We start from the raw sequence: 26,496 nt of genomic DNA on the forward strand, positions 1-26,496 counted from the left end.
GGCGCTTTAAAAACTTTGATTGATAAAAGTTGTCTTATGGAAGAAGTTTCCAAAGAACATCAATTTCAAGATACCCGACATAAAAATAGAAACGTTGTTTTGATTAACAGTTTATAATAATTTTTTCGCTATTTCGTGCCAGCTGCTTATTCGTTCATAGCCGTTTTCATGAACATTGTGAGGAGAGTTGAACAAAAGGGTGTCACCGTCGAATTTATCTAAATTAAGCGTGCGGTCATCGATAAGCAGATCTCCTTTTAAAATAAATTTATGACCGCACATAATACGGTATTCCCAGCCAATAAAAGGGAAATACTCATCAAGCCAGTCACTTTTTTCACGCAGGGAATTCGGAAATTGAGTTGCTGCCGTTGCGATATATACCTCATGCTTTAAAGAGAGGTCTTTTAATACCGAAATACTGTCTTTTATGGGTTCTAGACTTCGAAAGAAGCCATCGGTACGGGCATGTTTCCGTATACTGTCCTGATGCATTTCAGGTACATTTTGCCAGACTTCACCGCTTTCAAAATGTGCCAGCGACAGGGATTTTTTGAATTCTTCATTATACATTTCAATATGCTTGCCATACGTATCAGCAATCACATCATCCATATCCACAAATATAATCATTGTTTATTTTTTTTGAAAAATAAGCCAATAAATGAAAATTTCCAACCATTGGTTTAAAAATTTAAAGGCTTTTACAGGAATTCCATCATCTTTCTAAAACAGTGAACATATACAGTTTGCCATTAAAAGAAGTTAAGAAATAGCTGCAGGTCGATAGGAAGCCTTAATTCTGGAATTATTGATTACTTTCGACAAAAAAACCAAAGCCTTGAAAAAGCCAAATTTCAGAGTACTCATCCTGTTGGCATTCTTTGCCATTTATGTGATCTGGGGGTCTACTTACCTGCTTAATAAAATCCTGGTCAGTGAAGTCGCACCGCTTTATTTGGCCTCAATTCGATTTATAATTGCAGGTTTTTTAATATTTCTTATCGCTAAAGTATTAAAATATGACATAACTGTTTCCCGAAGACAGTTTATCAATACCGTGATTGCGGGGTTCTTCTTTCTGAGTTACGGAAATGGCGTTTTTGTCTGGGCGCTAAAATATGTTGACAGCGGCTTTGCAGCGCTTTTAGCGGCCACGCAGCCATTGTTTATTGTATTGTTATTGCGGGTTCTCTACGGGCAGAAGGTCCTGCCAAAAGCAATCATTGGAATAGTTTTAGGGATTTTTGGGATGATACTCCTTGTGAACCAGCAGGAGTTGAATTTTTATGAAAACAGTGTTATCGGAATTTTAATGATATTCACGTGTATTTTAAGTTGGAGTTACGGAAGTGTTTTTGTCTCAAAAAATGAACTCCCGGTCAATCATTTTGTGAGTACGGGTTATCAGATGATTACGGCGGGATTCTCATTGCTTCTCGGGAGTTTGATAGCGGGAGAAACCTGGATCCCACCTTATCAATGGAGTGGATCTTCTCAAATAGCCATGCTGCTTTTAATCTTATTTGGCAGTATTGTGGCCTTTACTTCATTTAATTATTTACTCAAGGTTGTCTCTCCTGAGAAAGTAGCGACCTCAGCTTACGTGAACCCGGTGATTGCACTGATTCTCGGTTGGTATTTTCTGGATGAGGGCATCACAATTCAATCTGTTGTCGCTGCCATTATCCTATTGACCGGCGTGTATTTTATCAACAGGCAAAAGCGTCTGTTCAAGAAATAAATTTAATACCCGGCAGGTTTCGCGCATTCAAAAAATCGCTTAAAAATTCACAATTATAAAACAAATCAAACCAGGAATTTGTGACTGATGCGAGAAATGTTCTGCGATAACAGGAAAACCTTTGATTAAGGTCATTGCGGATGTAGAAGTATACGTATAACTTTACTTGATCATTTCAGGGATACGCATTATCCCGGCTCAATTAAAGTATCAGTTAAATGAAAATAAAATACCTTCCACATACAGCAGACATCAGAATGTTGATCGAGGGGGAGACATTGCAGGAACTCTTTTTGGCCGGTTTGAAGGGAATGAACCATATCCTGAAGGAAGGCATCTGCAAGGATGTCAATGCTTTTGATTCCACTGCAAACATCAGAACTATTTCAAATGACCAGACCAACCTGCTGGTGGATTTCCTTTCTGACGCATTGACACATAGCTATATAAATAAATCGCTGTATTGTCAAATGAAGGTGCTGCACTTCAGTTCGTTTGAAATCAGTGCAGAACTTTACGGGCAATCGATAAATGAATTTGATGAAGAAATCAAGGCAGTGACCTACCATGAAGCCCGTATAAGGAAAAACAGTAAAAACCTTTGGGAAACCATAATCATATTCGATATCTGATGAAAAAAGTAAAGAAAGACGACATCGTCAAACTGACGGATTATCTTTGGGAAATTCCAACATCCTTTAGAAATGACATGATTGTTCCGGCCAGGATCATCGCGTTTGAGCCTTTGCTCGATGCCATCATTGAAGACAGGTCACTTAACCAACTTGTCAATGTAGCCACCTTGTCTGGCATTCAAAACGCTTCACTCGTTATGCCTGATGTCCACGAAGGCTATGGCTTCCCAATCGGTGGAGTCGCAGCAACACTGCTTCCAGACGGGGTTATTTCGCCGGGAGGAATTGGCTATGACATCAACTGCGGGGTAAGGCTGCTGATGTCCCAATTGAACTATGATGACATTAAAGACAGGGTAGAGGCACTTTCAAAAGAGATATATGCCAAGGTTCCTTCCGGGATGGGCAAAGGAGGTAAAATAGAACTTACTGCCGATCAAATGGATCAGGTACTTACACAAGGTGCAGAATGGGCCATAGACAACGGTTATGGAATTCATGAGGACCTGAACTTCATCGAAAACAGGGGGAAATTAGAACCTGCGGACCCAGAAATGGTTTCAGACATGGCTAAAAAAAGAGGAACAGATCAATTGGGCACCATAGGGTCGGGAAATCATTTTGTGGAAGTAGATTATGTAGAGGAACTCTATGACCAAACTGTTGCAAATGCATTCGGCTTAAAAAAAGGTCAGGTCGTGATACTGATTCATACCGGTTCCAGGGGCCTGGGGCATCAGGTAGCTACCGATTATATCAGAATCATGATGCAGGCCATGACAAAATATGAGATCATGGTTCCTGACAAAGAACTTGCCTGTGTTCCTTTTAATTCTGACGAAGGACAGCAATATTTCAAAGCCATGTGCGCAGCGGCAAATTATGCCTGGTGCAACCGGGAGATTGTTTCCTGGGAAGCGAGGACGGCATGGCAAAATATTTTTGGAGAAAAGGCAGGAAATTTAAACTTGCTATATGATGTAGCACATAATATTGCCAAAATAGAAACCTATACGATCAAAGGCTACAAAAAGGATGTCGTTATACATCGCAAAGGAGCGACAAGAGCATTTGGACCTGGGTTTAAGGAGTTGCCCCAGAAGTATCTCGAGGCTGGCCAACCGGTAATTATTCCAGGCAGTATGGGAACATATTCATATATACTTGCAGGAGCTGCAAAAAGCAGGGAATTGACTTTTGGTTCTTGCTGTCATGGGGCCGGAAGACAAATGTCAAGGACTGCCGCCAAAAAGCAGGTTAACGCCCCGGTATTAAAACAAAAATTAAGGGAAAAGGACATATTTTTAGAAGCCGGGTCGTATAGGGGAATCGCAGAAGAAGCTCCCATAGCTTACAAGGATATAAACCTCGTTGTAGAAACAGTACAAGCTTCAGGAATTGCAAAAAAAGTAGCTAAATTAAGGCCAGTGGCTGTGATAAAAGGATGATCCTTATCAAAACTCCGCTGTGAGAAGCATAATTTCTAACCAATGTTTAAGACAATTAATGTAATGCACGTTTTTTTGCAAATCCAAGTAATCATAAAAGTGGATATTCATTCTGTCTTTTAAAAAAGGATCAGGGAATTGTATCGAGATTTTTATTGCAGACTTTTGTTGACTGTTTTTAAAAAAAATGGCTTATACAATTCAAAGGATTCATCTATCTTGCATTTGGAATAAAATTTAAACCATGGATTACTTTTTTATTATTGCTATACTTGTTAGTATTTCAGCTGTTTTTGGTTATATCAATGTAAGGTATTTAAAGTTGCCCAACACCATTGGCCTTATGCTGATTACCATCTTGTTCACGCTTGGCGTATTTGCCTTGAGCTATTACAATTCAGCCTTATTGGATGCCGAAAGATACATCATTACCCATATTGATTTTAAAGAAGTTCTTTTAGATATTATGCTGAGTTTTTTGCTCTTCGCAGGGGCTTTGCATACAAACTTCGCTCAATTGAGGGTACAGCGCTGGCCCGTTTTTGTATTTTCCACGGCCGGGGTATTGTTGTCAACTTTTTTAGTAGGGTTTTCTATGTTTTACCTTTTGCCATTGATAGGGATGGAGATAAAACTTATATATTGCTTGTTATTCGGGGCCTTGATCTCTCCAACAGATCCAATAGCGGTTTTGAGTATATTAAAGCAGGCGGGTGCCCCTAAAAAACTTGAAACCAAAATTGTAGGTGAATCTTTATTTAACGATGGCGTAGGCGTTGTTGTTTTTTTAACCATTTATAACGTGGCTCGATTTGGAAGTGATAAAGTAGAAGCCATGGATATTATCACTTTGTTTAGCCAAGAGGTTTTTGGCGGTGTTTTTCTTGGACTTGTTTTAGGCTGGGTTACCTATAAGTTAATGAAATCAATTGATGATTACGATATTGAAGTCATTATTACCCTTGCCACGGTTATGGGTGGTACCGTGCTTGCGCATAAATTTCATTTATCGGCACCCTTAGCCATGGTAACGGCGGGCCTGGTGGTTGGAAATGATACGGTTAGAAATTCTGCCATGTCAAAAATTACCGAAAGTTATGTCGATAAATTCTGGGAATTGATAGATATCCTGTTGAACACGGTTTTGTTTGTTTTAATAGGGATGGAGATGTTGGTGCTTTCGTTTGAATTAAATTATTTTATAGCAGGAATCATCGCCGTACCCGTGGTGCTGATCTGCAGGTATTTATCCTTGATCCTGCCCGTGAAATTTTTTGAGAAGCGGCTCGACTTTGTTCCGAGAACAAACCTGATCATGACCTGGGGAGGTTTACGTGGAGGAATTTCAATAGCCCTGGCCCTGGGACTTACTCAAGAGATGCATCGTGATCTGTTTTTGGTCATTACCTACATCGTTGTTGTCTTTTCAATCCTTGTACAGGGGCTTACAGTTGGCCATTTAGTAAAAAAAGTCACAAAAAACCTTGATCCTGTTTACCTCGATTGATTCTTTAAAGTATGAATATTTAGCAGGTTCATGCCTTGAAATCCTTTACATTTGAATGCTTAAAACCTGAGATGTCAAATTCAAATAAGTTTTCTTTAATTAATCCGGCGAAAGCCCCGTTTTTCTATGGCTACGTTGTCTTATTCATAGGCAGTATAGGCGTGCTTGCCAGTATTCCCGGCCAGACTGTGGGCGTATCGGTATTTACAGATCCTGTTAAGGATGCTTTAGGGCTGAGCAGAAATCAGTTTAGCAACGCTTATATGATTGGAACGTTGCTCAGTGCTTTTTTTGTTGCAAAGGCAGGTGTGCTATTCGACGCTTACGGAGCCCGGTATGTAGCTTTTTTTGCGAGTTTTTTTCTAGGGGTATCCCTGCTGTTGCTCTCTGTTTCTGTCGAAATAAGTGAAGGCCTTCAATCCATTTTAAGCCTAAACTCCTTTATGGTGCCTTTTGTGGTGATGACTATTCTGTTTTTCTTTATCAGGTTTTGTGGTCAGGGAGTTTTAACCATGGCATCCCGCAATATGATCATGATTTGGTTTGATAAAAACAGGGGCAAGGTCAATTCGATAAGCAGTATAACAGTTTCATTGGGGTTTTCAAGTTCCCCGATTTTTATCAATAAACTTATCGATGATCACGGTTGGGAAATGAGCTGGCAAATTTTGGCTGTCTGCTTATTCATTTTTAGTTTTTTGGTGATCCAATTGTACCGAAACAGACCCGAAGATTTTAACTTAAAACCCGATGGGGTACACAAGAAACGCAGATCCATAAAAACTGAAAAAGCTGAATCAAATTTCAGTTTGGAACAGGCAAAAAAAACACGGGCGTTCTGGATGTTTGGTTTGGCATTGGCATTCAATAGTTTTTTTATAACGGGATTTACCTTTCACGTAGTATCTATTTTTGCAAGCCAGGATTATTCCAAATCACAGGCTATTGCGGTTTTTTTACCTATCTCGGTTATCGCAATAACAGTGTCTACTTTATGTAATATTCTAAGTGATTATATCAGTCATAAAATCTATCTCTACATCATGTTGGCAAGCGGAGTCTTAGCTTCTTTGGGACTGTTGTTTCTGTCTCAAACATTTGGTGTTTATATGTTAATGGCCGGTTTGGGTATATTTGGCGGCTTGTTTGCTGTAGTCAATGCCGTAACCTGGCCAAGGTTTTTTGGCAGGAAACACCTCGGAGCAATAACTGGAAAGGTCATGAGTTTTTTAGTTATCGGAAGCGCCGTTGCACCAAGTTTGTTCAGCTATTGTTTTACCAGCCTGGGGTCATATCGTTATATTAGTTATGTGACATTAGCTTTCCTTTTATTCCTGCTTATAGGGTCGTATAAAGTTAAAAATCCGCAATAAAAAGACTTTTTTTATCTCATTTAAGTTGCAAATTCTAAAATAATCTGTCAAAAAGCCTTAAAAAGTGATATCTTTGGGAAATAATTATAAAACATCTTACATTACGAATGGCAAAATCACAACAAACATTTAATAAAAGTGAAAAGGAGAAAAAGCGTTTAAAGAAACGTGAAGATAAGAGAAAAAAAATGGAAGCTCGCAAGGCTGAAGCAAAGGAAAGTGGAAAAAAGGGAATTGAATTTGCATACGTAGATCACAACGGCCATTTAACCGATACGCCTCCGGATCCTTCAAAAAAGATTAAAGTTGATGCCAAAAGTATTGAAATAAGTATTCCAAAAGCTGAAGAAGGGGAAGAAGTTGATCCTGTAAGAAAAGGTTCAGTTTCATTTTTTGATTCATCCAAGGGCTTTGGGTTTATCATTGATACAGAAAACAATGAAAAATATTTTTGTCATGTGAGCGGTTTAATTGATGAAATTGCCGAAAATGACAAAGTTTCCTTCGAACTTGAAAGAGGCATGAAAGGCATGAATGCTGTAAAGGTTACCTTACTTAAATAAGTTCTATCCTTTACCTATTTCGAGCACTGAATCATCATATTATTAGATCATTGTATCCATTTATAATAGCATCTCAATATGCCTTTAAATAATGGAAAAAATACTTCATAATCTTGATGTTGATGTCAAATTGAATTTACTATATTTATACTAAATTCAATTTGTATATATGTATAGTTTCTATACAAACGGCTGTTCAAATGCCTGTAAGAAGTTCACGAAACAAAATCAACCTTTTAAGACATATTTTCGCTTCTCAATTTTGGAGAAGATATTTTTCCTGCTGTTTGTATCGGTCTTTTTTTGGCCGGCACTGGCACAAAAAAAGAATGCAGCATATCGATTGCATATCCGGGAGACCAATTCGCCGGTTACCGTAGATGGCGTCATAGATGAAGCTGCATGGAAAGAAACAGATGTAGCCAGGGATTTCTTTATGGTTTTGCCTGAAGATACAGGCAAGGCCAATCAGCTTTCTGAGGTAAGAATGACCTATGATGCCAAAAACATTTATTTGGCGGCTACTTTTTATACTACAATTCCTGATGCTTATGTTGTTGAATCCCTGAGGCGTGATTTTTCTTTCGGCAAAAATGATAATTTTTTAATTTTTATAGACCCGTTTAACAATCAAACCACGGGATTTTCTTTCGGGGCGAATGCGGCAGGCGCACAATGGGATGGTACGATGAACAATGGTAGTTCGGTAGACCTTAACTGGGATAGTAAATGGATCTCCGAAGTAAAACGAGACAAGGATAAATGGGTATTGGAAATGGCTGTGCCTTTTAAATCCATTCGGTACAAAAAAGGAGTTATGGAATGGGGTATCAATTTTAGCAGGTTGGATCTTACATCAAGCGAAAAATCGAGCTGGACACCCGTTCCAAGACAATTTCCGACAGCTGCTTTAGCTTATGCAGGCGTATTGGTATGGGATAAAGCGCCACCGGTAACAGGTGTTAATTTTTCTTTAATACCCTATGTACTGGGAAGTGTAAACGGTAGCAATATCGACGGAAACAAGACAGATTATGAAACCAAAATTGGTGGGGATGTAAAATTTGCACTGTCTTCATCGCTTAACCTGGACCTGACGATAAATCCCGATTTTTCTCAGGTTGAAGTGGATCAACAAATTGTTAATTTAGATCGTTTCGAATTGTTTTACCCTGAAAAACGACAATTCTTTTTAGAAAATGCCGATTTGTTTGCCAATTTTGGTTATGCCACAATCCGTCCTTTCTTTTCAAGGAGAATAGGGCTGGAAATACCCATAAATGCGGGGGTGAGGCTTAGCGGTAATTTAAATGAAAATTGGCGCATGGGCCTTATGGATATGCAGACGGCCAGTAACAAAGATACCGGTTTACCGAGTCAGAATTTCGCAGCGGTTTCTTTCCAGAGAAAAGTATTTAGCCAGTCGAGTATCGGGCTTTTATTTGTAAATAAAGAATCGACAAAATACCCAGAGGACACTGATGAATTTTATGATCTGTATCCCAAGTATAACCGGAATCTGGGTTTGGAATATAATTTAGCTTCCTACAATAATTTATGGACAGGAAAGGCTTTTGTTTTTAAGTCATTTTCACCGGATGACACCGGAAATGGATTTACCCAGGCAGCCAATCTTGCGTATAAAACCCAAAACTGGAATTTCGGTATTCAGGAGGAATACGTCGGAGAAGACTACAGGGCAGAAGTAGGCTTTGTTCCTCGTAATAATTATTTTAAAATTAACCCTTTCCTGGGTTATTTGTTTTACCCAAAAAAGAACAATACGATTTTAAGTCATGGTCCAAAATGGACCAGTATTTATTACTTTGATGAGGACTTTAAGAATACAGACTATTTAAATTTACTTCAATATTATTTAAATTTCAGAAACAGGAGTTCTTTTACAATGACCTTAATTGACGAATATGTGGAGCTGCTCGAGCCATTTGATCCAACCGGCACGGGTAAACCCGAACTTCCTGCCGGTTCAAAGCACCATTGGAATGCCTTGAGGATGAATTACAACTCAAAACCTCAAAGTTTATTTACCTATAGTGTAGGAACCCGTGTTGGTGCCTATTATCAAAACGGTTCCTGGTTTAGCCTTAATAATGAATTGGGATACAGGTTTCAACCCTATGTGAGTCTTAGCTCAGTAGTAAGTTATAATAATATTAGCATGCCGGCACCATGGAACACAACCGAATTTTGGCTTGTTGGCGCAAAAGCAGACATTACTTTTACCAACAAATTGTTTTTTGCAACGCTTTTCCAATACAATGAACAGACCAAGAATTTTAATTTAAATTCACGTTTCCAATGGCGTTATAAGCCCGCATCAGACCTTTTTATCGTTTATACGTATAACGATTTGCAGCCACCTTTGTCGCAGACCACACAGTCACTTACCATTAAACTGGTGTATTGGTTCAATAAATAAACGAACTATGTTACTTTGGTTTTTTATGCTAAAATACTCTCATGTCCTGAGTCTCTAACAAAAAGGCAGGAACTGCTTGTCTTTACTGACATTTCTTTGACGAATTCAAATTTGAGGTCTTCATCCATCCCAAATATATTCAGGTCAGCGGTTGGCGCCTTTTTTACGACTTCATAGAAGTCACCAACAAATACCTCTCTTAAGGTTTTCGGCAAGCGCGCAAGATTGGTCAATGTCTTCAAAAAATCCTTGGCGTTTTCTTCCTCTTCAGGATCATTTACCACCGTAATCAACCTGATACGCGCCCCCCAATTCATTTTGAGTTTATAGGCCACAAGAATTGACAAATCCAGGTTTCCTATGTCCCAACCTAAATTCCAATTGCCTTTTCTGTCACTCACCCAAACATTAATCGTATTCCGCTGGCCTAATAAGGCCGTAGGGTGCGATAAATATAAAAGCACTCCAATCTCCAATCGAATGGATTCCTTCATTACCGGTCTTAATTCGTTTTCATAGTCGTCGTGATCCTGCATATTCAAAAAAACAATATTGGGCTTAAAAAAAGCACCTTGCAGGGCCTGGCTCCCGTAGTTTATTCCTTTAGCAAATTCATCCGTATGAATCACTGAAGAAGATGAAAAGACTTCCTTTTGTCTAAAAGCGGCCGAAATGCCTTCTAATTCCTCTGCTAAAGTACTTGTTTCAGAAAATGGCTCAATACCCAGCAATTTAATTGAACCTTTTGGCTTTGCAATATTTCGCAAGAATTCAAAACTGCCTTTTAAGCCGCTAACATCCCTCACGGGGACCATTAAATTGGCTTTCCAGGCACGCTGTTGCATTTTTTTCATGCCCCAGGTATGTTTGGCGGCCCATTCGGCAAACGAAACAAAAAGGCCGGAACGGACATCTTCAAAAGGGGTTTCAAGATTTTGCCTGGACAAATACCAATACACCATCAGAACGATCATGATAGAGATCAAACTAACAGAAGGGTTGATAATAAACATGGCAAAGACTGAAGATAAAAGCCCGAACCAGGGTACCCATTTATGAATTTTAAAGACCGGCCGATAGCTTATTAATCCCAGGTTCTGCTCAATGATAACCACAATATTGATCATGGCATAAGTAATCAAAAAGAACAGTGTCACCAATGGGGCCACAGCATTGATATTTCTCAGCAGTAAGGTCAAAAAAATCAAGATTCCCGTCACCAGCATCGCATTTCTGGGCTGACCGTTTTTACTTTGCCCGTGTAAAAAATTAGAATAGGGCAGGACCTTGTGTTCGCCCATGGCAAACAGGATCCTGGACGATCCCACAATCGAGGCAAGGGCCGAAGAAAAAGTGGCGCCCAATATCCCTGCAATGATCATAGGCCCGTAATAGGCCTTATCAACCATGATATAGTAGTCATTGAGTAATTCACTTTCTGATGCACTTCTGGCAATCCAGAAGGCCAGGAGCATATAAATAACAAAACTTACCCCAATCGCCCAAAGCGTCCCGCTGGGGATACTTCGCTTTGGGTGTTCCAGTTCCCCGGACATATTTGCACCTGCCATGATGCCTGTGGCGGCCGGAAAGAATACGGCAAACACGACCCAAAAATTACTGCCGGTAAATCCGTTTTCAATGGAACCCTTGAAAGATCCCCACCTCAAAGCCTCGCTTGTAGGGATTTGCATAGAGCCATTATAAGCCGCAGCAACAATTGAAATCAATGATAATACAATAATACCCATAATGATGAACTGGGTTTTAATGGCCAGGTTTGCACTGATGTACGCAATGGTAAAAAGAACTGTAAACACAATGATATCAACTAAAAACGCATTATGGTCAGGGAAAATACCTAACCATCCCTCTCTGAAACCAAAAATATACATCGTGACAGCCAAACCTTGTGAAATATACCTGGGGATTCCCAGGCTTCCCCCAACTTCCAGGCCCAGTGCCTGTGAAACAATGGCATAGGCACCGCCTGCCCCTATGCGTATATTCGTGGTTATGGCCGACATGGAAAGCGCCGTACAAAGCGTGATCAAAAACGAAATTACAATGATCAACCAGGCTCCGAGAAGCCCCGCATTACCTACTACCCAACCCAGGCGAAGGTACATGATAACACCCAGTATGGTAAGCAGGGTAGGCGTAAAAACACCTCCAAAGGTTCCGAATTTTTTTATTGATTTTGGTTCGTTATTCATGGTCAGGACCTGGCTAATTTGTAGTATGAATTTACTAATTTAAATGAATAAATTTTTTTTAATTCAACTTGAACCATATTATTTAAAAAAACCGAAACAGTGATCTTGCATATGCTTGTTGTTTTTATATGCGAAATAGCTTTATCTTTCATGAGTTAGATTACTACCCTGAAATCGCTTTTTTACAGTAATATTTTCTCGTTTACTATTGATAATTTCCTTCTTATTAATTATATTTATAACAGCATTAACGTAAATCTTTTTATGATGAAGACTAAAATTTTATTAGCTCTTTTAATGAGTTTTTTTTCGGCTGTAGTATATTCCCAAAGTGCTGATTCAGGCATTCATGTTGGAGATGTTTTTACTTTAGGAGAAGTTCCTGACAATAAGTATACATCCATTGATTTCCCCAGAACCAACTTTATTATAAAAAAAGGAGGGATTGCTAATTACAAGAATATGATAGGGGAAAAGGTAGAAGTTACAGCAATAAAAGAAAAAAAGGATGGAACTGCAGTGGCAACCATTAAATTAGCGTCTGAAAAGTTCTTTTTTAACAGTCACAAATATGTAACTGCAGATATTAATGAAGCCCTTAGAAAAAAGGAATTATTAAGGATTAACTAAGGAATTTTACGAGTTTTACATAGAGTCATTTCTTTTTTAGGGTTCTTGAAACAGGCCATATTTTTTTATTTTACATCAAGTGGATGAAGTCCACCAAACAACGAAAAACTTTTGAATGTTGCCATTTGGAAATTTTATCCAGCACAGAGGGGCTTTTTTTTCATTGAGGATGGGTGCTATATTTTTTATAAATTGATCATAGCTGATCCAATCTACCTTTGTATGCACTTCTAATAACCAATCGACTTTAACCGGAATGTGGAACTTACAAAGTGAAAACTGTTGGGTTTCGGAATAATGAATGTAAAATCCTTTTAAGCATTGACTGTTGACCAAGTCGAAATTGACATTTGTTCGGTAGGGTGCAAATAACTGGGCTTTAAAAAGAACCCTTTGAAGCACGTCATCTGAATGTATACGCAAACGATCTAAAAAGGGTTTTGCATGTTCATTATAAAGTACAGGTAATTGTTTATCCCTTAATTTATTGAGTTTTTGAACTAACGTATCTTTCCTGTTTGGACCCGTCCAATGGTCTATTTCACTGTTGCCAAGGTTAGCGTCAAACAGGTAAAATTTGTAAATGATTTCCAAATGAATCGGAATGTCATCCTGCTGCAGCAGGCAGTCTATTTCACCAATCGTTATTTTTTCGTTCTGTATCTGAAAATTTTCCAAAAGAATTTTAATGTTCTCGTGTTGTTGTAATTCATCAATTACAAATTGTTCTACGCGTTTTCCTAAAAGTAAATTTTCTGAAATGGTTTTATTAAAACGATGCACAAGCAGGCCGGGGAGTTCCAGTTGAGCTAAGCCATAAATCCTTTGCTTTTGCCAAAGTAAGGGAGTATTGAGATAACCTTGATACTGTAGTTGGATATGCTTAGACGTTGATTCCATGAATTGCTAAAGTATGTGATTTGCAGTACTTGTCAGAATATCTGCTAAAAATAAAGTTCAGAAATATTCAGCTATATTTTATTATGACCCCCTGTAAACTGGTATATAATTTGATCTTCAATTCTTTAACAAATAATTAAAAATACCAAAGCTTATTTAGTCTACCTTTGTAGGGTTAAGTATTTTTAGACAGCTTTCTTTTTTTAGTTGGGTTTAATTGTAATCAAACCGTTTGCTTTCTTCATTTTTTTAATGGTATTGTTAGATGCTCAATCGTTCGTATTGATAATAGAGCTGCATTTCAACAACAAACATGTGGGTAAACATACATAGTCTCTTGATGGAGTTTTATGCTATTGCCTTAGAGGAACAATCAAAATATATAATTACATCGATAATCCAAAATTTTCAAGATCCATTCATCCCGACTTTTCAAAAACGCTGAGAAACAGGGTAAATGTTTATTTTAAAACCAATAATAAGAGTCGAAATGCCAACTCAAATATGGTTGTAAAGACGGTTTTTATGATGACCTTATTTTTTGCACCCTTAATGATTCTTTCTTCGGGTATTGTAACATCGACTTTTCTTCTTTTCTCCTTGTATATTACAAGTGGACTGGGAATGGCAGGAATAGGCATGGGTGTTATGCATGATGCCATTCACGGTTCTTATTCAAAAAACAAAAAAACCAATAAACTTTTAGGCTATACATTAAATTTAATTGGAGCCAATGCAGATGTTTGGAAAATCCAGCACAATGTATTACATCATACCTATACCAATATTGATAAGGCCGATGATGATATAAGCCCCCCTTTGGTGTTGCGGTTTTCACCTCATGCCAAACATTATTGGATGCACCGGTTCCAACATATTTATATTTGGTTCTTTTATGGTATGTCAACGGTATCATGGATAACCTCCAAAGATTTTGTGCGCCTGAAAAGATATAAGGATATGGGTTTTTTAAGCGAAAAACACGCGTATCAAAAAGCCTTGGTTAAGATGACCGCCTGGAAAATGTTTTATTATAGTTATGCCCTGGTGTTACCGCTGGTGATGCTGCCTCAAAAATGGTCATTAATTGTATTGGCATTTTTAAGCATGCATGTTGTTACCGGACTTTTGATAAGCGTAGTATTCCAGATAGCACATATTATGCCTGCAAATAAATTTCCAATGCCCGACGAAAAGGGTATGATGAATGAAAATTGGTATGGACATCAATTTGCAACGACAACCAATTTCTCGCCAAAGAGTAAATTGTTATTTTGGCTGATAGGGGGTTTAAATTATCAAGTTGAACACCATGTGCTTCCTGATGTGTGCCACGTGCATTATAAAAGTTTAACCAACATAGTAGCCGATACGGCGAGAGAATTCGGTATGCCTTATCACGTAAAAAAAAGTATGGCCCACGCCATCATAGATCATATCAAGATGCTTCGTGTGCTGGGTAAAAAGCCAATAATCAGCAATTTATAAAAAGAAATAAAAAAACAGAAATAATGATAAAACAATTTATACATAAATTAATCAACACAAAAAAAGTAAATATTATGAAAGAAGGTACAGTAAAATTTTTCAACAGTTCAAAAGGATTTGGTTTTATTAAAATCAATGATTCAGAGGAAGAAATTTTTGTTCATACATCAAATCTAAATGAAGATATCAGAGAAGACGACAAAGTAAAGTTTGACGTAGAAAAAGGCGAAAAGGGTTTAAGCGCCGTTAACGTGAGCGTGATATAAATCAACGCAATCCTGTATAAAGAAAACCATCAGCAATGATGGTTTTTTTTGTTTTAGATACTTTATCCCTAAACGAAAAAGAGGTTGATATCGTCCATGCTTTTTAACACATTTTTAAATGAATAAGAGATGTAATTAGGTATATTTGCCGCCGTAATTATAAAAAAACTATCAAATGAAATCATTATTTATCACCTTATTCGTTGTTCTTTTCATTTCATGTAACGATGACGACTCCGCTCCGAAAGATTTCAGAGCAGCAAATGAGCAGGAAATAGTCGATTATATCGCAAACAATGGTTTAGATGCTACAAGATCAAATACAGGCCTGTATTATATTATTGATGAAGAAGGAGAAGGAGCAGAGATCACAGCTTCATCAGATGTTTCTGTAAGGTATAAAGGGTATTATACCAACGGAACCATCCTTGACCAAAATACTGATAACGGTATATCGATCAATCTGCAGCAGGTTATCCCGGGTTGGACAGAGGGTCTTCAGTATTTTCGAGAAGGTGGTAGTGGCATGCTGCTGATCCCTTCTCATTTAGCTTATGGCAGTAACAACTACAATGGGGTACCTGGTGGATCGGTTCTTATATTTGATATTGAAGTGATTGACTGGGATGTAGAAAACAAGGAGGAAATTCTTGATTATGCCTCATCTAACAATTTAAACGCCACAGAATCTGATACGGGATTATTTTATGTTATTGATGAACCCGGAACCGGTGCTCAACCGCTAGAAAGTTCAAACGTAACGGTGGCTTATAAAGGATATTTTACCGATGATACTGTTTTCGACGAAAGTGATGCTGACGGAATCTCCTTTAACTTAAATGGGGTAATTCCCGGTTGGACAGAAGGAATACAGTATTTTAAAGAAGGTGGCAGTGGTATATTATTGGTGCCGTCATCATTAGCCTATGGGAGGTTTGGCAGTCAATCCATTCCAGGTGGTGCCGTACTGATTTTTGACGTCAATTTAAAATCGGTCAATTAAGAGCAGGAAAATTCCGGTTTTTAAGTTTGTGTTTTTTTGAAAATCTCAGTTGTTAACACTTAGTTATTGTTTTTAACTCAGGGTTTTATGTTATTCTCTATATTTAAGGCAAGATTTAAAACCCAAACCATGATTTTATCAAGAAAAAACACTTGCCTGATTTTTTGCCTGGGCCTTCTTTTTTTTACTGGTTGCGAAAAAAAAGAAACTGTATTAAGCGATCAAAATTTAGCCAAATTTTCAGAATCAGTGCAAGCTGAGGATATCAGGTACCATATTGCTGTACTTGCTAATGACAGCCTCAAAGGAAGACTTCCGGGCACTCCTGAATACGATATAGCGATGGCATATGTGGCTGATCGATATAAAGAGCTGGGAATTACACCCTTTGGAAACAAGGAGGGAAGCACGTATTATCAAACATTGATATTACGAAACTCTACAATTGACACTGCACAATCTTTTATGATTTCAAATGGCAAGGATAGTCTGCAAGTGGGTACAGATTATTTTTTTCTTGGAAATGCCAATGAAAAAGAAAGTGAATTTTCAGGAGATCTTGTCATGGCCGGGTTTGCCATACAAGCACCTGAATATGGCTTTAACGACTTTGAAAACCTTGACGTAAAAGGAAAAATTGCGGTCGTGTTTCTCGGTGGACCCAGTACTTTACCTGCCAGTGAAAGAGCTTATCTTAGCAATACAGTGACGAAAATACAAACACTGGATCGATTGGGGGCAGAAGGTGTTTTGTTTGTAATGCCAGGCGATAGCAATCGTTTTAAAGGTATTTACGACAGGATGTCGCAGCGAGGTATCCATAGTGTTTTAATGCCTGACGGGAAGGCATTGGGAAGGTCTGATTTTGGGGATCATTTAAAATTTGGCGGATTTGTTAGTGAGTCTTTTTTATCAGAACTCACAGGGATCAGCGATGAAAACTGGAAAAATTACAGAGAAAATGCTGCTGCACTGGATCAGCCGTCTGCAAATGTTCAATTAAGCGGTAAAGTCGTATCAAAGTTCATAGAATTTGATAGCGCCAATGTTCTGGGGCTGTTAGAAGGAGGGGAGTTAAAAGATGAATATATTGTTCATACGGCCCATTTAGATCATATCGGTATTGGTAAAGCCATTGATGGTGATTCTATATATAACGGTGCTCACGATAATGCTTCAGGAATAAGTGCGATGATTGAAATTGCCCGTTTGTACAGTAATTTGCCTTCAAAACCAAAACGTTCGGTGATTTTTGCGGCTGTTACCGCCGAAGAAATGGGCTTATTGGGGTCAAAGTACCTTGCTGTAAACCCACCGGTTGATCAACAAAAAATCATAGCCAATGTCAATACCGATATGCCCACTTTAATTGCACCCATATTGTCGGTAGAACCCCTGGGAGCGGAGCAAAGCAGTATTATGGAAGTTGTTGAAAGGTCGACACAGCAGTTAAATTTAAGCATAGATCCCGACCATGCCCCTGAGGAAGTCAGGTTTGTACGAAGCGATAATTTGAATTTTGTCTTAGAAGGCATTCCTGCCTTACGCATGAAATATGGCTTAAAAACAGAAAGTTCAGAAACGGGCCTGGATTCTGTGATCAAGGCGTTTACAAAACTGCATTATCATAAACCTTCAGACGAATTAAACGATGAAACGTTTAATTTTGATGCTGCAAAAACCTATGTAAGACTGCAGTTTATGAACAGTTACCTGATCAATGTCGCAGCCGAAAAACCATCCTGGAATGAAGACTCCTTTTTTAAGAAATTTGAGAAATAAAATTTGAATTTCTGCCTTTATTTTGACATTATTTGATTTTTTGATTTAGTTTTTGTAAATTTTACATCACTAATTAATTATTCTAAACAATCTAAACATAAATATGATGGATACCAAAACAGTAAAAGCATACGGAACAGAATCTGCACAAGCCGATTTAAAACAATTCAACATTAACAGGCGTCTGGTTACGGCAAATGATATAGAGATCGATATTCTTTATTGCGGTGTCTGTCATTCCGATTTGCATTTTGCTCGCAACGACTGGGGCATGACGCAATATCCCGTGGTACCCGGTCATGAAATTGTAGGCAGGGTAACCAACGTAGGCTCTGGGGTCACAAAGTATAAATTAGGGGAATTGGTCGCTGTTGGATGTTTAGTCGATTCATGCAGAACCTGCCAGAACTGTAAAGATGATTTAGAACAATATTGTCCGGAGTGGGTTGGTACTTATGGGGGTTTTGACAAACATTTAAATTCCCCGACACATGGTGGTTATTCAGAAACCATTGTTGTAGATGAAGCATTTGTATTGCGAGTGCCTGAAAATCTTGATCAGGCAGGTATCGCGCCAGTTTTATGTGCAGGAATAACAACCTGGTCACCATTGAAGCACTGGAATGTTGGAAAGGACAGTAAGGTAGCCGTTGTTGGCTTAGGAGGTTTGGGTCATATGGCCATTAAATTGGCTCATGCACTTGGTGCACACGTCACCTTGTTTTCAAGATCAGCCGGAAAGATAGAAGACGCCAAAGCTTTAGGTGCGGATGAGGTCATTATATCCACCAAGGAAGATCAAATGGAAAAAGCCATGGGTCGTTTTGATGTCATTATTGATACAGTTCCCTATGCGCATGACCTGAATCCTTATGTCAATACCTTAAACACAGACGGAACCCTGGTTGTCGTAGGGTATCTCGGACCCCTTGATCCGATGCTGATGACTGTACCCATGATCATGGGGCGTAAGTCGGTTGCAGGATCATTGATTGGAGGAATTGCAGAGACTCAGGAATTACTGGATTTCTGTGGAAAACACAACATTACTTCGGATGTTGAAGTGATCAATATTCAGGATATTAATGAAGCCTATGAACGGATGCTTAAAAGTGATGTGCATTATCGGTTCGTCATCGATATGAAATCCCTAAAACAATGATGCATCCAGGCCTCTGGAGATGAATTAGTTAAAGGTATTTGGCTATTTACCTGTAATTGTGAACGAAATGCAATTTAATGCCTTTTTGTTGCTATGGCTTTGATATGGCAATGTGTGAGGGTGTGCGCATTTTTTGATAAACACTTAAAAAATGGTAAAACTGCGGAGCCGGTAAAAATTGCTGACCAATACGACTTATTGGAAATGACGGTTTATAAAGGAGGTTCTGGAAATCAATAAATCGAACCTGCCTCCAGAAAGACAGGCTTGTTAGATTGCACACATTCAAGCATTGTAGCATTTTGAAAAATGAATATCGATTTAAACCCGACATCAATTGAAATGGCAGAACTTTCAAAATAAATACTTAGTAAGATTGGGAAGTTCCGCAGAGACGCTCAAGGAAATCACCCAACCGCACTTTGTATTTATAAAGAAAGGGCTGTTAATTCAATTGCAGTCTTGATTTTTCTATCTTTTGTATCAAGACAAAAGATAAAAATTAGATTAAAATATAAATGTTGATTGGACTAAACTTTCCAAGCGGTAAAGAAATTTAAATTATTCACTCATTAGCTCCGCTGAACCCCTGCTTGCCGGCAGGCAGGTTCGATTTCAAGCATTGAAGCATTATGCTTTTGAATATCGAATGTCGAACAGGGAACTCTGAATTTCGAATTGTTCTACCAACTATAATGTTTCTGAGGATTGAGTCACTGCACGTCAGCAATACTACAATTGTTCTATAAAATTCAACAGCTGAGATTTGAATTCATTCATGCACTCACGAATTCAAGTATTCCTAAATTATTTTTTTCATCTCGCATTTCACCTTTAACATAATATCATCGCCGATATGGAGCTGAAGCTACCATATCTGATATTATGTCAAATAGCGCCTTTCAGTCGCTATACGGGAAATACTACAATTGTTCTATGGGATTTGATTCTAATAATCCTAATTAAATTTCATATTCCGTATTTACTCACTCATTAATATTGTTTTAAGTGTTCGTGAATCTTCAATTGGCTAATAATTGAAATCGATTAAAGAATTCGTTAATCTCAGAATTCTCTTTAACATAAAATCGTCAACGTTCTGTTCCTGAAGGAGACAGAACTGATTTTATGTCAAATAGCGCCTTTCAGTCGCTATACGGGAAATACTACAATTGTTCTATAATTAATATTATGTTAAATAGCATTTATGAGAATAGCTCCTATCCTTGTTTAAATCACCTTGTTTTAATCGTTCACTATTGGCTATGTTCATTAATATTAAAAGAAAGTGTTACATTTAAAAAGTACGGACGTCGTATAGACAACTCTTTTGCACTATGAAAAATATATCACTGTTAATCGCATTACTTTGTTTTCAACTCGGTTTTATGCAACAAACTGATCCTGCAGGAATATATCGTGGGCAATTTCAACATGGGAATTTTCAGTCGGATATTGAAATTGATCTGAGTTTGGTTAATGATCAGTATCAGATAAAATTCAATAGTTTCAGTCAAAATGCTTTTGGAATCCCCGCCGGAGATATTAAAATATCCGGTGAAACCCTGGAATTTGCATTACAAAGCGATTATTATCGCTATGATTTCTCTTTAGCTAATTTGGGCGGGTCTCGTTTGACAGGCACTTTAAAGGTCGATGATAAACAATACGATATTCAACTGGATAAAAATGGCCGCGATCTTTCAAAAACCATTGAATCTAAGGATATTAGGTTCAGGTCACAAGGCTTACTTCTTTACGGGACCATCTATTACCCTGTAAAACCTAATGGCAAGGCCATTTATCTGGTCACTTCGTCCGGTGGGCAGGATCGAAGTTCCTCCAGAGCTGAGGCCATTTTGTTCTCGCAAAAAGGTTATATCAGCTTTCATATAGATAAACGCGGTACCGGTATTTCAGACGGTAACTGGCAATTAGCCAATATCCCTGAACTATGTGAGGACGACCTGCATGCCATTGAATTCCTGCATCAATCAGAAAAGATTGAATATACTGATATAGGCATAAAAGGAAGTAGCCAGGGTGGCGCAAAGGTGCCCTATTTATTAAAAAAACAGCCTCAACTGGCTTTTGGTATCGTGGTAAGTTGCCCGGCATCTACCCTTTTGGAAAGTGATCTCAATTTCTGGAGAAACAGGAATATCGAGGCCATTGGCATCAAAGATGTCGACGCTGCTATGAGTATGCAAAATACTGTATTTCAATATATCGCGGGCAATATATCTAAACAATCACTTGAAGAAGATATTGAAAAGAATTCAAGTCAAAACTGGTTCAATAAAGTATGGGTTCCTGAGTTGGATCAGGTTGATTTTGATGCAAAACTAAATTATTCACCACTTCCCTACTTTAAGGATAATACATCAGCCATGCTGATCATTGAAGGAACAAACGACGGGATTATCCCGGCTCAAAGTTTAAAGACCATCAAAAAAACCATTGGCAGAAAAGGAAACAGGAAAAATAAATTTGTCGCGCTTAAAGGAGCCGACCATTCAATGATGTTTAAAGGAAAATCTGATTTTCCTTATTGGTCCTCACTTCATCCTGATTATATGGAATCCATGTTAAAATGGATCGGGAAACTATGATGCATGATCACTCGTGTAATTGAATTCATCTGATGTTTCTCTGTCCTGATATGGCGAACCATTAATTTGACGTATTTTTGCCGGATGAAAATCCAGAAACCTTCCCAGTTCGAATTCGTTACTTTAATGGCTTCTTTAATGTCAATCGTGGCCCTGGCCATTGACGCTTTGCTCCCGGCCCTCGAATATATTGGATTTTCAATTGGCACAACCGAATCAAGCGATACACAATTATTGATTACCATGATCTTTCTAGGTCTTGGTATTGGCCCGCTGTTATTCGGCCCTATTTCGGACAGTCTTGGCAGAAAACCTATTGTTTACATGGGTTTTGCTGTTTTTATAGTGGCCAGTTTGATCTGTATTTACTCCGAGAGCCTCTTTTGGATGGTGATGGGCCGTATTCTGCAAGGCGTTGGATTATCAGCACCCAGAACCATTAGTATCGCCATGGTTAGAGATAGTTACAGCGGCGATTATATGGCAAGAATCATGTCGTTTATTACGGTGGTATTCATCCTGGTGCCTATTGTGGCACCGGCAATGGGAAAATTTGTACTGGATCATTATAACTGGCAGGCCATATTCTATATACAGCTGATATTTAGTATTTTGGTTTCTATTTGGTTTTGGAAAAGACAACCTGAAACCCTCCCCGAGGAAAAACGCGTCAAATTCTCAGGGCATATTTTCGCTGATGGCTTAAAGGAGTTGATCAAACATAAAAGAACCATTGGGTATACCCTGGTTTCAGGCTTTGTTACCGGGTCTTTTATGGTGTATCTGAGTGCTTCTCAGCAAATATTTCACAGCCAGTACGGTCTAAAAGAAGAGTTTCCTTTTATTTTTGCCGGCCTTGCCATTTCCATAGGATCGGCTACTTTTCTCAATGGAACACTGGTGGTCAGGTACGGTATGGAACGCATTATCAATTTGTCGATTTTATCTTTTTTTGGAATCTCCCTGCTGTATTTGATCCTTTTCTACAATACATCCAACCCTAACGTGATTGTTCTTCTGGCCTTTTTTGCCATGCAGTTTTTTTCAATTGGTTTTCTTTTTGGAAACCTGAGGGCAATGGCCATGGAGCCTATTGGTCATATTGCAGGCATAGGTGCTGCCATTACAGGATTTATATCTACGATGATGGCAGTTCCGATAAGCATCTATATCGGCAAATTTGTCGATCAAAGAGCACTCCCTCTTTTTATAGGTTTTTTAATATGCAGTTTCTTGTCCATTCTCGTTATTGTGTACCTGAGGATTGACGCCAAAAGGCAGCGACAAAAATTGATCAGTAAATTGTCTTAAAAACAATCGATGCCTCCTTTACTGTCCCAGATCCCTCGCCTCAAAATAAGATAGATCCCCATCATTGAAGGCCACATTGATCTCTATCGGATTGCAGCATACTTCGCAATCTTCAACCAGTTGCTGATTCAAAACTGAAGTATCCAACAAGATCGAAATCTGTTCCCAGCAATAAGGACATTGAAAAAAATGTTCTTCCATGTGAATTATCTTTATAAGAATTTCTCAATATCTAAAATAAGTAAAAATTTCTTTCTTATTTTAGGAGGAAATTATTTTACCTGCCTTAAGACACCTGATTTTATGGAGATCAATCGCTTAAAATTCGCCATCATTGATGTTGAGACAACCGGTATGGGGGTCCAGGGCAACCGTATTACCGAAATTGCCATTCTGGTTCATGACGGAACAAAGGTGATCGATGAATTTCATAGCCTGGTGAACCCCGAAACTGCCATTCCATTTGCCATCACCAGGTTGACGGGGATCAATGATCAAATGGTTGCTCATGCGCCAAAGTTCTATGAAATTGCCAAAGATGTTATTGAAATCACCAATGATTGTGTTTTTGTGGCGCATAATGTTAATTTCGATTACAATGTGATCCATAAAGAATTCGCTGATCTTGGTTTTCCGTTCAGGAGAAAAAAACTGTGTACCGTTCGCCTCTCCCGAAAATTGATACCGGGCCTTCCCTCCTACAGTTTGGGTAAATTGTGTTCTTCGATAGGCATACCCTTACATGACCGGCATCGCGCCATGGGAGATACCAGGGCAACGGCCTTGCTTTTCGAGAGGTTGATGGAGCTTGATCATGAGCTAAACGTATTTGCTTCTTTTTTAAAAATTGGTTCTCGCCAGGCTACCTTGCCACCGGGATTGCCAAAAGACGTGTTTGACCAACTTCCTGAGCAAACGGGTGTGTACTATTTTCGCGATCAGCAGGACGAGATCATTTATATAGGTAAAGCGCTGAATATCAAAAAAAGGGTGCTTAGTCATTTTTATGATAAAAAGAACCGTGAAGTAGCCATGTGTCAGCAAACCGTAAATATTACCTTTGAAATAACCGGAAGTGAGCTTTTGGCACTCTTACTGGAATCATCAGAGATCAAAAAACACTATCCTGTCTATAACAGGGCGCAAAGAAGGAACAATGAAGGCTTCGCCATTTTTAGTTATGAAGACCGCTCAGGACTGTTGCACCTGGCCTGGAACAATTTAAAAAGTGTTCCGGCTCCAATCATGAAATTTTACAATACCACTGAGTGCAGGCTCTTTATGGAAAAGCTTTGTGAACAATTTGACCTGTGCCCGAAATATTGTCATTTGCAGTCAAATGTAAATGCATGTTTTCATTATCAGATCAAAAAGTGCAAGGGTATATGCCGGGGTGAGGAATCATCGGAAAGTTATAATCAAAGGGTCAACGAAGCCATCAGGTATATGAGCCATGACAGCAAAACCTATGTGATCAGTCAAAAAGGGAGGACTCAACATGAGAAATCATTTGTGCTCATTGAAAACGGTATTTACCAGGGTTTTGGATATATTGACCAGGAGCAGCAAATATGCAGTTTATCGGAACTCAGGGAATTTCTAATCCTGAAAAAAGATAACAGGGATATACAAAGAATCCTTAGAGGGTTTAGAAATAAAAATGAGAGTAAATTCTCGGTGTTGGAAGAAGAATCGGGCTTTGTAATTTAATATCACATAAGACTCATGTGTTACCAGACTAAGATCACTAAAAAGAAGGAAGAGATGCAGCGTCACTTTGACGCAGGCATAAAGGGGCTTGACGAGTTTGAACCCTCTGAAGTCATCAAAGCTTTTGATTTTCCTAAAACACCTGTCATTACCGATGAAGACGAACATTTAATCCAATTGTATCAGTGGGGGCTCATACCCTATTGGGCTGATGCTTCCTGGAACAGGAATTACACCTTAAATGCCAGGATCGAAACCCTTGACAGCAAACCTTCATTTAAGAATATAACAGCTAACAGGTGTTTGATCCTGATCAACGGTTTTTACGAATGGCAGCATGTCGGGAATTCAAAAATAAAATACGAAATTGGTTTTAATAATGAGCTTTTTGCGCTGGCGGGTTTATATGATCACTGGGCCGACACCAAAACATATACTGTGGTAACCACCGAAGCAAAGGGGGTTATGAGAGAAATTCACAACAGCAAGTTAAGGATGCCTGTAGCCTTGTATACCCAGCACGAAATGCGGGCCTGGCTGCACAATCAGGAAGTGGTTCCTAGATATGATTTCACAACAAATCCCGGTTTATACCAGCAGCAAACCTTATTTTAAACAGCAATACCATGAAAAAAACACACCTGTTATACTTTGCCATTTTGGTGAGCAGCATTCTTTTGATCATCAATATCTCGGCACTTGATTTTAATGATCTTCAAAAAGGTCCTTATACCGGAATCATTGGCAACACGCTTTTGATATTGGTAATGATCGTAACGCTCAGGGATATGAAGGTTTGAACCTGTCTCTCTGCAGGTATAGGGATGGGGAAATTTTTGAAGGCCAAGGGACTGAGTAAAATAATAAGGCTCTTACAGCATTATTATTTAAATAAAAAACCCTCGCAGTTAAGTACTGCGAGGGTTTTGATTAAAAATAATTCAAAATTACTACAAAATTACAATTCTTTTATTTCAATGTTTTTCCATTTCACTTTGATACCCCCTCCGGAATGAATTTGAAGGGCGATGGAACCTTCTCCGGCACCAATTTTATCGTCTGTGATTGTAACCATTTCAACCCCGTTTAAATAAGATGTTAAAGTATCTCCGTTTACCACGATTTTCATCTTGTTCCATTCCCCTTCCTTTAAAACTTCTTCCTTGGCAGCCTCAGGTTTGATCAACCAGCCTCTTCCGTAAGACTCATAAACACCACCGGTGTGCAACCCTTTTGGAGCAACCTCTACTTGCCAACCACTCACTTTTACACCTTCGATGGTTGATCTGATAAAGACGCCACTGTTCCCGTCTGCTTCTTGTAAAAATTCAAGATTTAGTTCAAAATTTTTATAGTGCTTTTCGGTCGCCAAATAACCATATTCTTGATCAGGGCCACTTTCACATACCAATAATCCATCTTCAACATACCACTTTTCGGTTCCATAGGCCTTCCAGCCGGAAAGGTCTTTTCCATTGAATAAATTCGTTTGCGCTGATACTGCAGGTCCGATACCCACACAAATCAACAACAAGATCATACTCACTTTTTTCATCTTTTTATTTATTTAAATTAATTATTATGTTTCAGGTATTTCATCCTGATGTGTTTACGCTGTGATTTTCTAAAAACCATCCTCTTTTTCTGTTCAGCACGGCTAGAAACATGGTTTAAAATTACTCATAAACTGTTTCCTGAAAAATTAA

The 26,496-nt window shown here is 38.6% G+C and carries 23 protein-coding genes; 18 read left to right on the forward strand and 5 right to left on the reverse strand.

Annotated features, from left to right (window positions below; translation table 11 throughout):
* Positions 1-111: 111 nt before the first annotated feature.
* On the reverse strand, positions 112-633 hold the full coding sequence (locus tag AABB81_RS02575) for a 5' nucleotidase, NT5C type (protein ID WP_342158399.1): 522 nt from the start codon (positions 631-633) through the stop codon (positions 112-114).
* A 208-nt stretch (positions 634-841) separates the two neighbouring features.
* Here AABB81_RS02575 and AABB81_RS02580 point away from each other — a divergent pair, with 208 nt between their 5' ends.
* From AABB81_RS02580 to AABB81_RS02610, 7 genes are all read left to right on the forward strand, one after another.
* Positions 842-1,744, forward strand: a complete 903-nt coding sequence (locus AABB81_RS02580; RefSeq protein WP_342158400.1) for an EamA family transporter — start codon at positions 842-844, stop codon at positions 1,742-1,744.
* Positions 1,745-1,962: 218 nt separating this feature from the next.
* Complete coding sequence (locus tag AABB81_RS02585; RefSeq protein ID WP_342158401.1) at positions 1,963-2,376, forward strand: archease; 414 nt, start codon at positions 1,963-1,965, stop codon at positions 2,374-2,376.
* Positions 2,376-3,827, forward strand: coding sequence for an RtcB family protein (locus AABB81_RS02590; RefSeq protein ID WP_342158402.1), 1,452 nt, complete (start codon positions 2,376-2,378; stop codon positions 3,825-3,827). Before AABB81_RS02585 ends, AABB81_RS02590 begins: the two co-directional genes overlap by 1 nt.
* 244 nt (positions 3,828-4,071) lie before the next feature.
* Positions 4,072-5,334, forward strand: a complete 1,263-nt coding sequence (locus AABB81_RS02595; protein ID WP_342158403.1) for a cation:proton antiporter — start codon at positions 4,072-4,074, stop codon at positions 5,332-5,334.
* A 71-nt stretch (positions 5,335-5,405) separates the two neighbouring features.
* On the forward strand, positions 5,406-6,707 hold the full coding sequence (locus AABB81_RS02600) for an MFS transporter (protein WP_342158404.1): 1,302 nt from the start codon (positions 5,406-5,408) through the stop codon (positions 6,705-6,707).
* 107 nt (positions 6,708-6,814) lie between these two features.
* Positions 6,815-7,270, forward strand: coding sequence for a cold-shock protein (locus AABB81_RS02605; RefSeq protein ID WP_342158405.1), 456 nt, complete (start codon positions 6,815-6,817; stop codon positions 7,268-7,270).
* A gap of 262 nt (positions 7,271-7,532) precedes the next feature.
* Positions 7,533-9,710 (forward strand): DUF5916 domain-containing protein, encoded by a 2,178-nt coding sequence (locus AABB81_RS02610; protein WP_342158406.1) that lies wholly within the window; start codon positions 7,533-7,535, stop codon positions 9,708-9,710.
* A gap of 23 nt (positions 9,711-9,733) precedes the next feature.
* Here the strand turns inward: AABB81_RS02610 and AABB81_RS02615 are convergent, their stop codons facing one another.
* Positions 9,734-11,926, reverse strand: coding sequence for an amino acid permease (locus AABB81_RS02615; protein WP_342158407.1), 2,193 nt, complete (start codon positions 11,924-11,926; stop codon positions 9,734-9,736).
* A 264-nt stretch (positions 11,927-12,190) separates the two neighbouring features.
* Between AABB81_RS02615 and AABB81_RS02620 the strand changes: the two genes are divergently transcribed.
* Positions 12,191-12,556, forward strand: a complete 366-nt coding sequence (locus AABB81_RS02620) for a dihydroorotase (protein WP_342158408.1) — start codon at positions 12,191-12,193, stop codon at positions 12,554-12,556.
* A 75-nt stretch (positions 12,557-12,631) separates the two neighbouring features.
* On the opposite strand, the gene AABB81_RS02625 is transcribed toward AABB81_RS02620, so the two are convergent.
* A complete protein-coding gene (locus AABB81_RS02625; protein ID WP_342158409.1) occupies positions 12,632-13,456 on the reverse strand; it encodes a DUF1853 family protein in 825 nt (274 codons plus the stop codon).
* A gap of 525 nt (positions 13,457-13,981) precedes the next feature.
* Between AABB81_RS02625 and AABB81_RS02630 the strand changes: the two genes are divergently transcribed.
* The 7 genes from AABB81_RS02630 (at position 13,982) to AABB81_RS02660 (ending at position 23,080) form a co-directional block, all read left to right on the forward strand.
* Positions 13,982-14,944, forward strand: a complete 963-nt coding sequence (locus AABB81_RS02630) for a fatty acid desaturase family protein (RefSeq protein ID WP_342158410.1) — start codon at positions 13,982-13,984, stop codon at positions 14,942-14,944.
* A 74-nt stretch (positions 14,945-15,018) separates the two neighbouring features.
* A complete protein-coding gene (locus tag AABB81_RS02635; RefSeq protein WP_342159637.1) occupies positions 15,019-15,210 on the forward strand; it encodes a cold-shock protein in 192 nt (63 codons plus the stop codon).
* A gap of 175 nt (positions 15,211-15,385) precedes the next feature.
* Complete coding sequence (locus AABB81_RS02640; RefSeq protein WP_342158411.1) at positions 15,386-16,213, forward strand: FKBP-type peptidyl-prolyl cis-trans isomerase; 828 nt, start codon at positions 15,386-15,388, stop codon at positions 16,211-16,213.
* Positions 16,214-16,342: 129 nt separating this feature from the next.
* Positions 16,343-17,995, forward strand: coding sequence for a M28 family peptidase (locus AABB81_RS02645; protein ID WP_342158412.1), 1,653 nt, complete (start codon positions 16,343-16,345; stop codon positions 17,993-17,995).
* A 106-nt stretch (positions 17,996-18,101) separates the two neighbouring features.
* Complete coding sequence (locus tag AABB81_RS02650; RefSeq protein WP_342159639.1) at positions 18,102-19,157, forward strand: NAD(P)-dependent alcohol dehydrogenase; 1,056 nt, start codon at positions 18,102-18,104, stop codon at positions 19,155-19,157.
* 1,337 nt (positions 19,158-20,494) lie between these two features.
* Positions 20,495-21,769, forward strand: coding sequence for an alpha/beta hydrolase family protein (locus AABB81_RS02655; protein WP_342158413.1), 1,275 nt, complete (start codon positions 20,495-20,497; stop codon positions 21,767-21,769).
* A gap of 84 nt (positions 21,770-21,853) precedes the next feature.
* On the forward strand, positions 21,854-23,080 hold the full coding sequence (locus tag AABB81_RS02660; protein ID WP_342158414.1) for a multidrug effflux MFS transporter: 1,227 nt from the start codon (positions 21,854-21,856) through the stop codon (positions 23,078-23,080).
* Between the two features lie 18 nt (positions 23,081-23,098).
* Here the strand turns inward: AABB81_RS02660 and AABB81_RS02665 are convergent, their stop codons facing one another.
* Positions 23,099-23,281 carry a CPXCG motif-containing cysteine-rich protein gene (locus AABB81_RS02665; protein ID WP_342158415.1) on the reverse strand — a complete coding sequence of 61 codons (183 nt, stop codon included), beginning with the start codon at positions 23,279-23,281 and terminating at the stop codon, positions 23,099-23,101.
* Here AABB81_RS02665 and AABB81_RS02670 point away from each other — a divergent pair, their 5' ends adjacent.
* Genes AABB81_RS02670 through AABB81_RS02680 form a run of 3 tightly spaced genes read left to right on the forward strand, consistent with a single transcriptional unit; the run spans position 23,282 to position 25,590 of the window.
* Entirely contained in the window at positions 23,282-24,790 is a 1,509-nt protein-coding gene (locus tag AABB81_RS02670) for an exonuclease domain-containing protein (RefSeq protein WP_342158416.1), read from the forward strand. It begins immediately after the preceding gene.
* A gap of 15 nt (positions 24,791-24,805) precedes the next feature.
* Positions 24,806-25,405 (forward strand): SOS response-associated peptidase, encoded by a 600-nt coding sequence (locus tag AABB81_RS02675; protein ID WP_342158417.1) that lies wholly within the window; start codon positions 24,806-24,808, stop codon positions 25,403-25,405.
* Positions 25,406-25,416: 11 nt separating this feature from the next.
* Positions 25,417-25,590 (forward strand): hypothetical protein, encoded by a 174-nt coding sequence (locus tag AABB81_RS02680; protein WP_342158418.1) that lies wholly within the window; start codon positions 25,417-25,419, stop codon positions 25,588-25,590.
* 158 nt (positions 25,591-25,748) lie between these two features.
* Here the strand turns inward: AABB81_RS02680 and AABB81_RS02685 are convergent, their stop codons facing one another.
* On the reverse strand, positions 25,749-26,345 hold the full coding sequence (locus AABB81_RS02685; RefSeq protein ID WP_342158419.1) for a 3-keto-disaccharide hydrolase: 597 nt from the start codon (positions 26,343-26,345) through the stop codon (positions 25,749-25,751).
* Positions 26,346-26,496 lie beyond the last annotated feature (151 nt).

Origin of the sequence: Lutimonas vermicola, from assembly GCF_038433205.1 — a bacterium.
GTDB lineage: Bacteria > Bacteroidota > Bacteroidia > Flavobacteriales > Flavobacteriaceae > Lutimonas > Lutimonas vermicola.

Coding starts and splice junctions, on each gene's coding strand:
- AABB81_RS02575 (WP_342158399.1), bottom strand. CDS start 633: ATGATTATATTTGTGGATATGGATGATGTGATTGCTGATACGTATGGC.
- AABB81_RS02585 (WP_342158401.1), top strand. CDS start 1,963: ATGAAAATAAAATACCTTCCACATACAGCAGACATCAGAATGTTGATC.
- AABB81_RS02590 (WP_342158402.1), top strand. CDS start 2,376: ATGAAAAAAGTAAAGAAAGACGACATCGTCAAACTGACGGATTATCTT.
- AABB81_RS02595 (WP_342158403.1), top strand. CDS start 4,072: ATGGATTACTTTTTTATTATTGCTATACTTGTTAGTATTTCAGCTGTT.
- AABB81_RS02600 (WP_342158404.1), top strand. CDS start 5,406: ATGTCAAATTCAAATAAGTTTTCTTTAATTAATCCGGCGAAAGCCCCG.
- AABB81_RS02605 (WP_342158405.1), top strand. CDS start 6,815: ATGGCAAAATCACAACAAACATTTAATAAAAGTGAAAAGGAGAAAAAG.
- AABB81_RS02615 (WP_342158407.1), bottom strand. CDS start 11,926: ATGAATAACGAACCAAAATCAATAAAAAAATTCGGAACCTTTGGAGGT.
- AABB81_RS02620 (WP_342158408.1), top strand. CDS start 12,191: ATGATGAAGACTAAAATTTTATTAGCTCTTTTAATGAGTTTTTTTTCG.
- AABB81_RS02625 (WP_342158409.1), bottom strand. CDS start 13,456: ATGGAATCAACGTCTAAGCATATCCAACTACAGTATCAAGGTTATCTC.
- AABB81_RS02630 (WP_342158410.1), top strand. CDS start 13,982: ATGATGACCTTATTTTTTGCACCCTTAATGATTCTTTCTTCGGGTATT.
- AABB81_RS02635 (WP_342159637.1), top strand. CDS start 15,019: ATGAAAGAAGGTACAGTAAAATTTTTCAACAGTTCAAAAGGATTTGGT.
- AABB81_RS02640 (WP_342158411.1), top strand. CDS start 15,386: ATGAAATCATTATTTATCACCTTATTCGTTGTTCTTTTCATTTCATGT.
- AABB81_RS02645 (WP_342158412.1), top strand. CDS start 16,343: ATGATTTTATCAAGAAAAAACACTTGCCTGATTTTTTGCCTGGGCCTT.
- AABB81_RS02650 (WP_342159639.1), top strand. CDS start 18,102: ATGGATACCAAAACAGTAAAAGCATACGGAACAGAATCTGCACAAGCC.
- AABB81_RS02655 (WP_342158413.1), top strand. CDS start 20,495: ATGAAAAATATATCACTGTTAATCGCATTACTTTGTTTTCAACTCGGT.
- AABB81_RS02660 (WP_342158414.1), top strand. CDS start 21,854: ATGAAAATCCAGAAACCTTCCCAGTTCGAATTCGTTACTTTAATGGCT.
- AABB81_RS02665 (WP_342158415.1), bottom strand. CDS start 23,281: ATGGAAGAACATTTTTTTCAATGTCCTTATTGCTGGGAACAGATTTCG.
- AABB81_RS02675 (WP_342158417.1), top strand. CDS start 24,806: ATGTGTTACCAGACTAAGATCACTAAAAAGAAGGAAGAGATGCAGCGT.
- AABB81_RS02680 (WP_342158418.1), top strand. CDS start 25,417: ATGAAAAAAACACACCTGTTATACTTTGCCATTTTGGTGAGCAGCATT.
- AABB81_RS02685 (WP_342158419.1), bottom strand. CDS start 26,345: ATGAAAAAAGTGAGTATGATCTTGTTGTTGATTTGTGTGGGTATCGGA.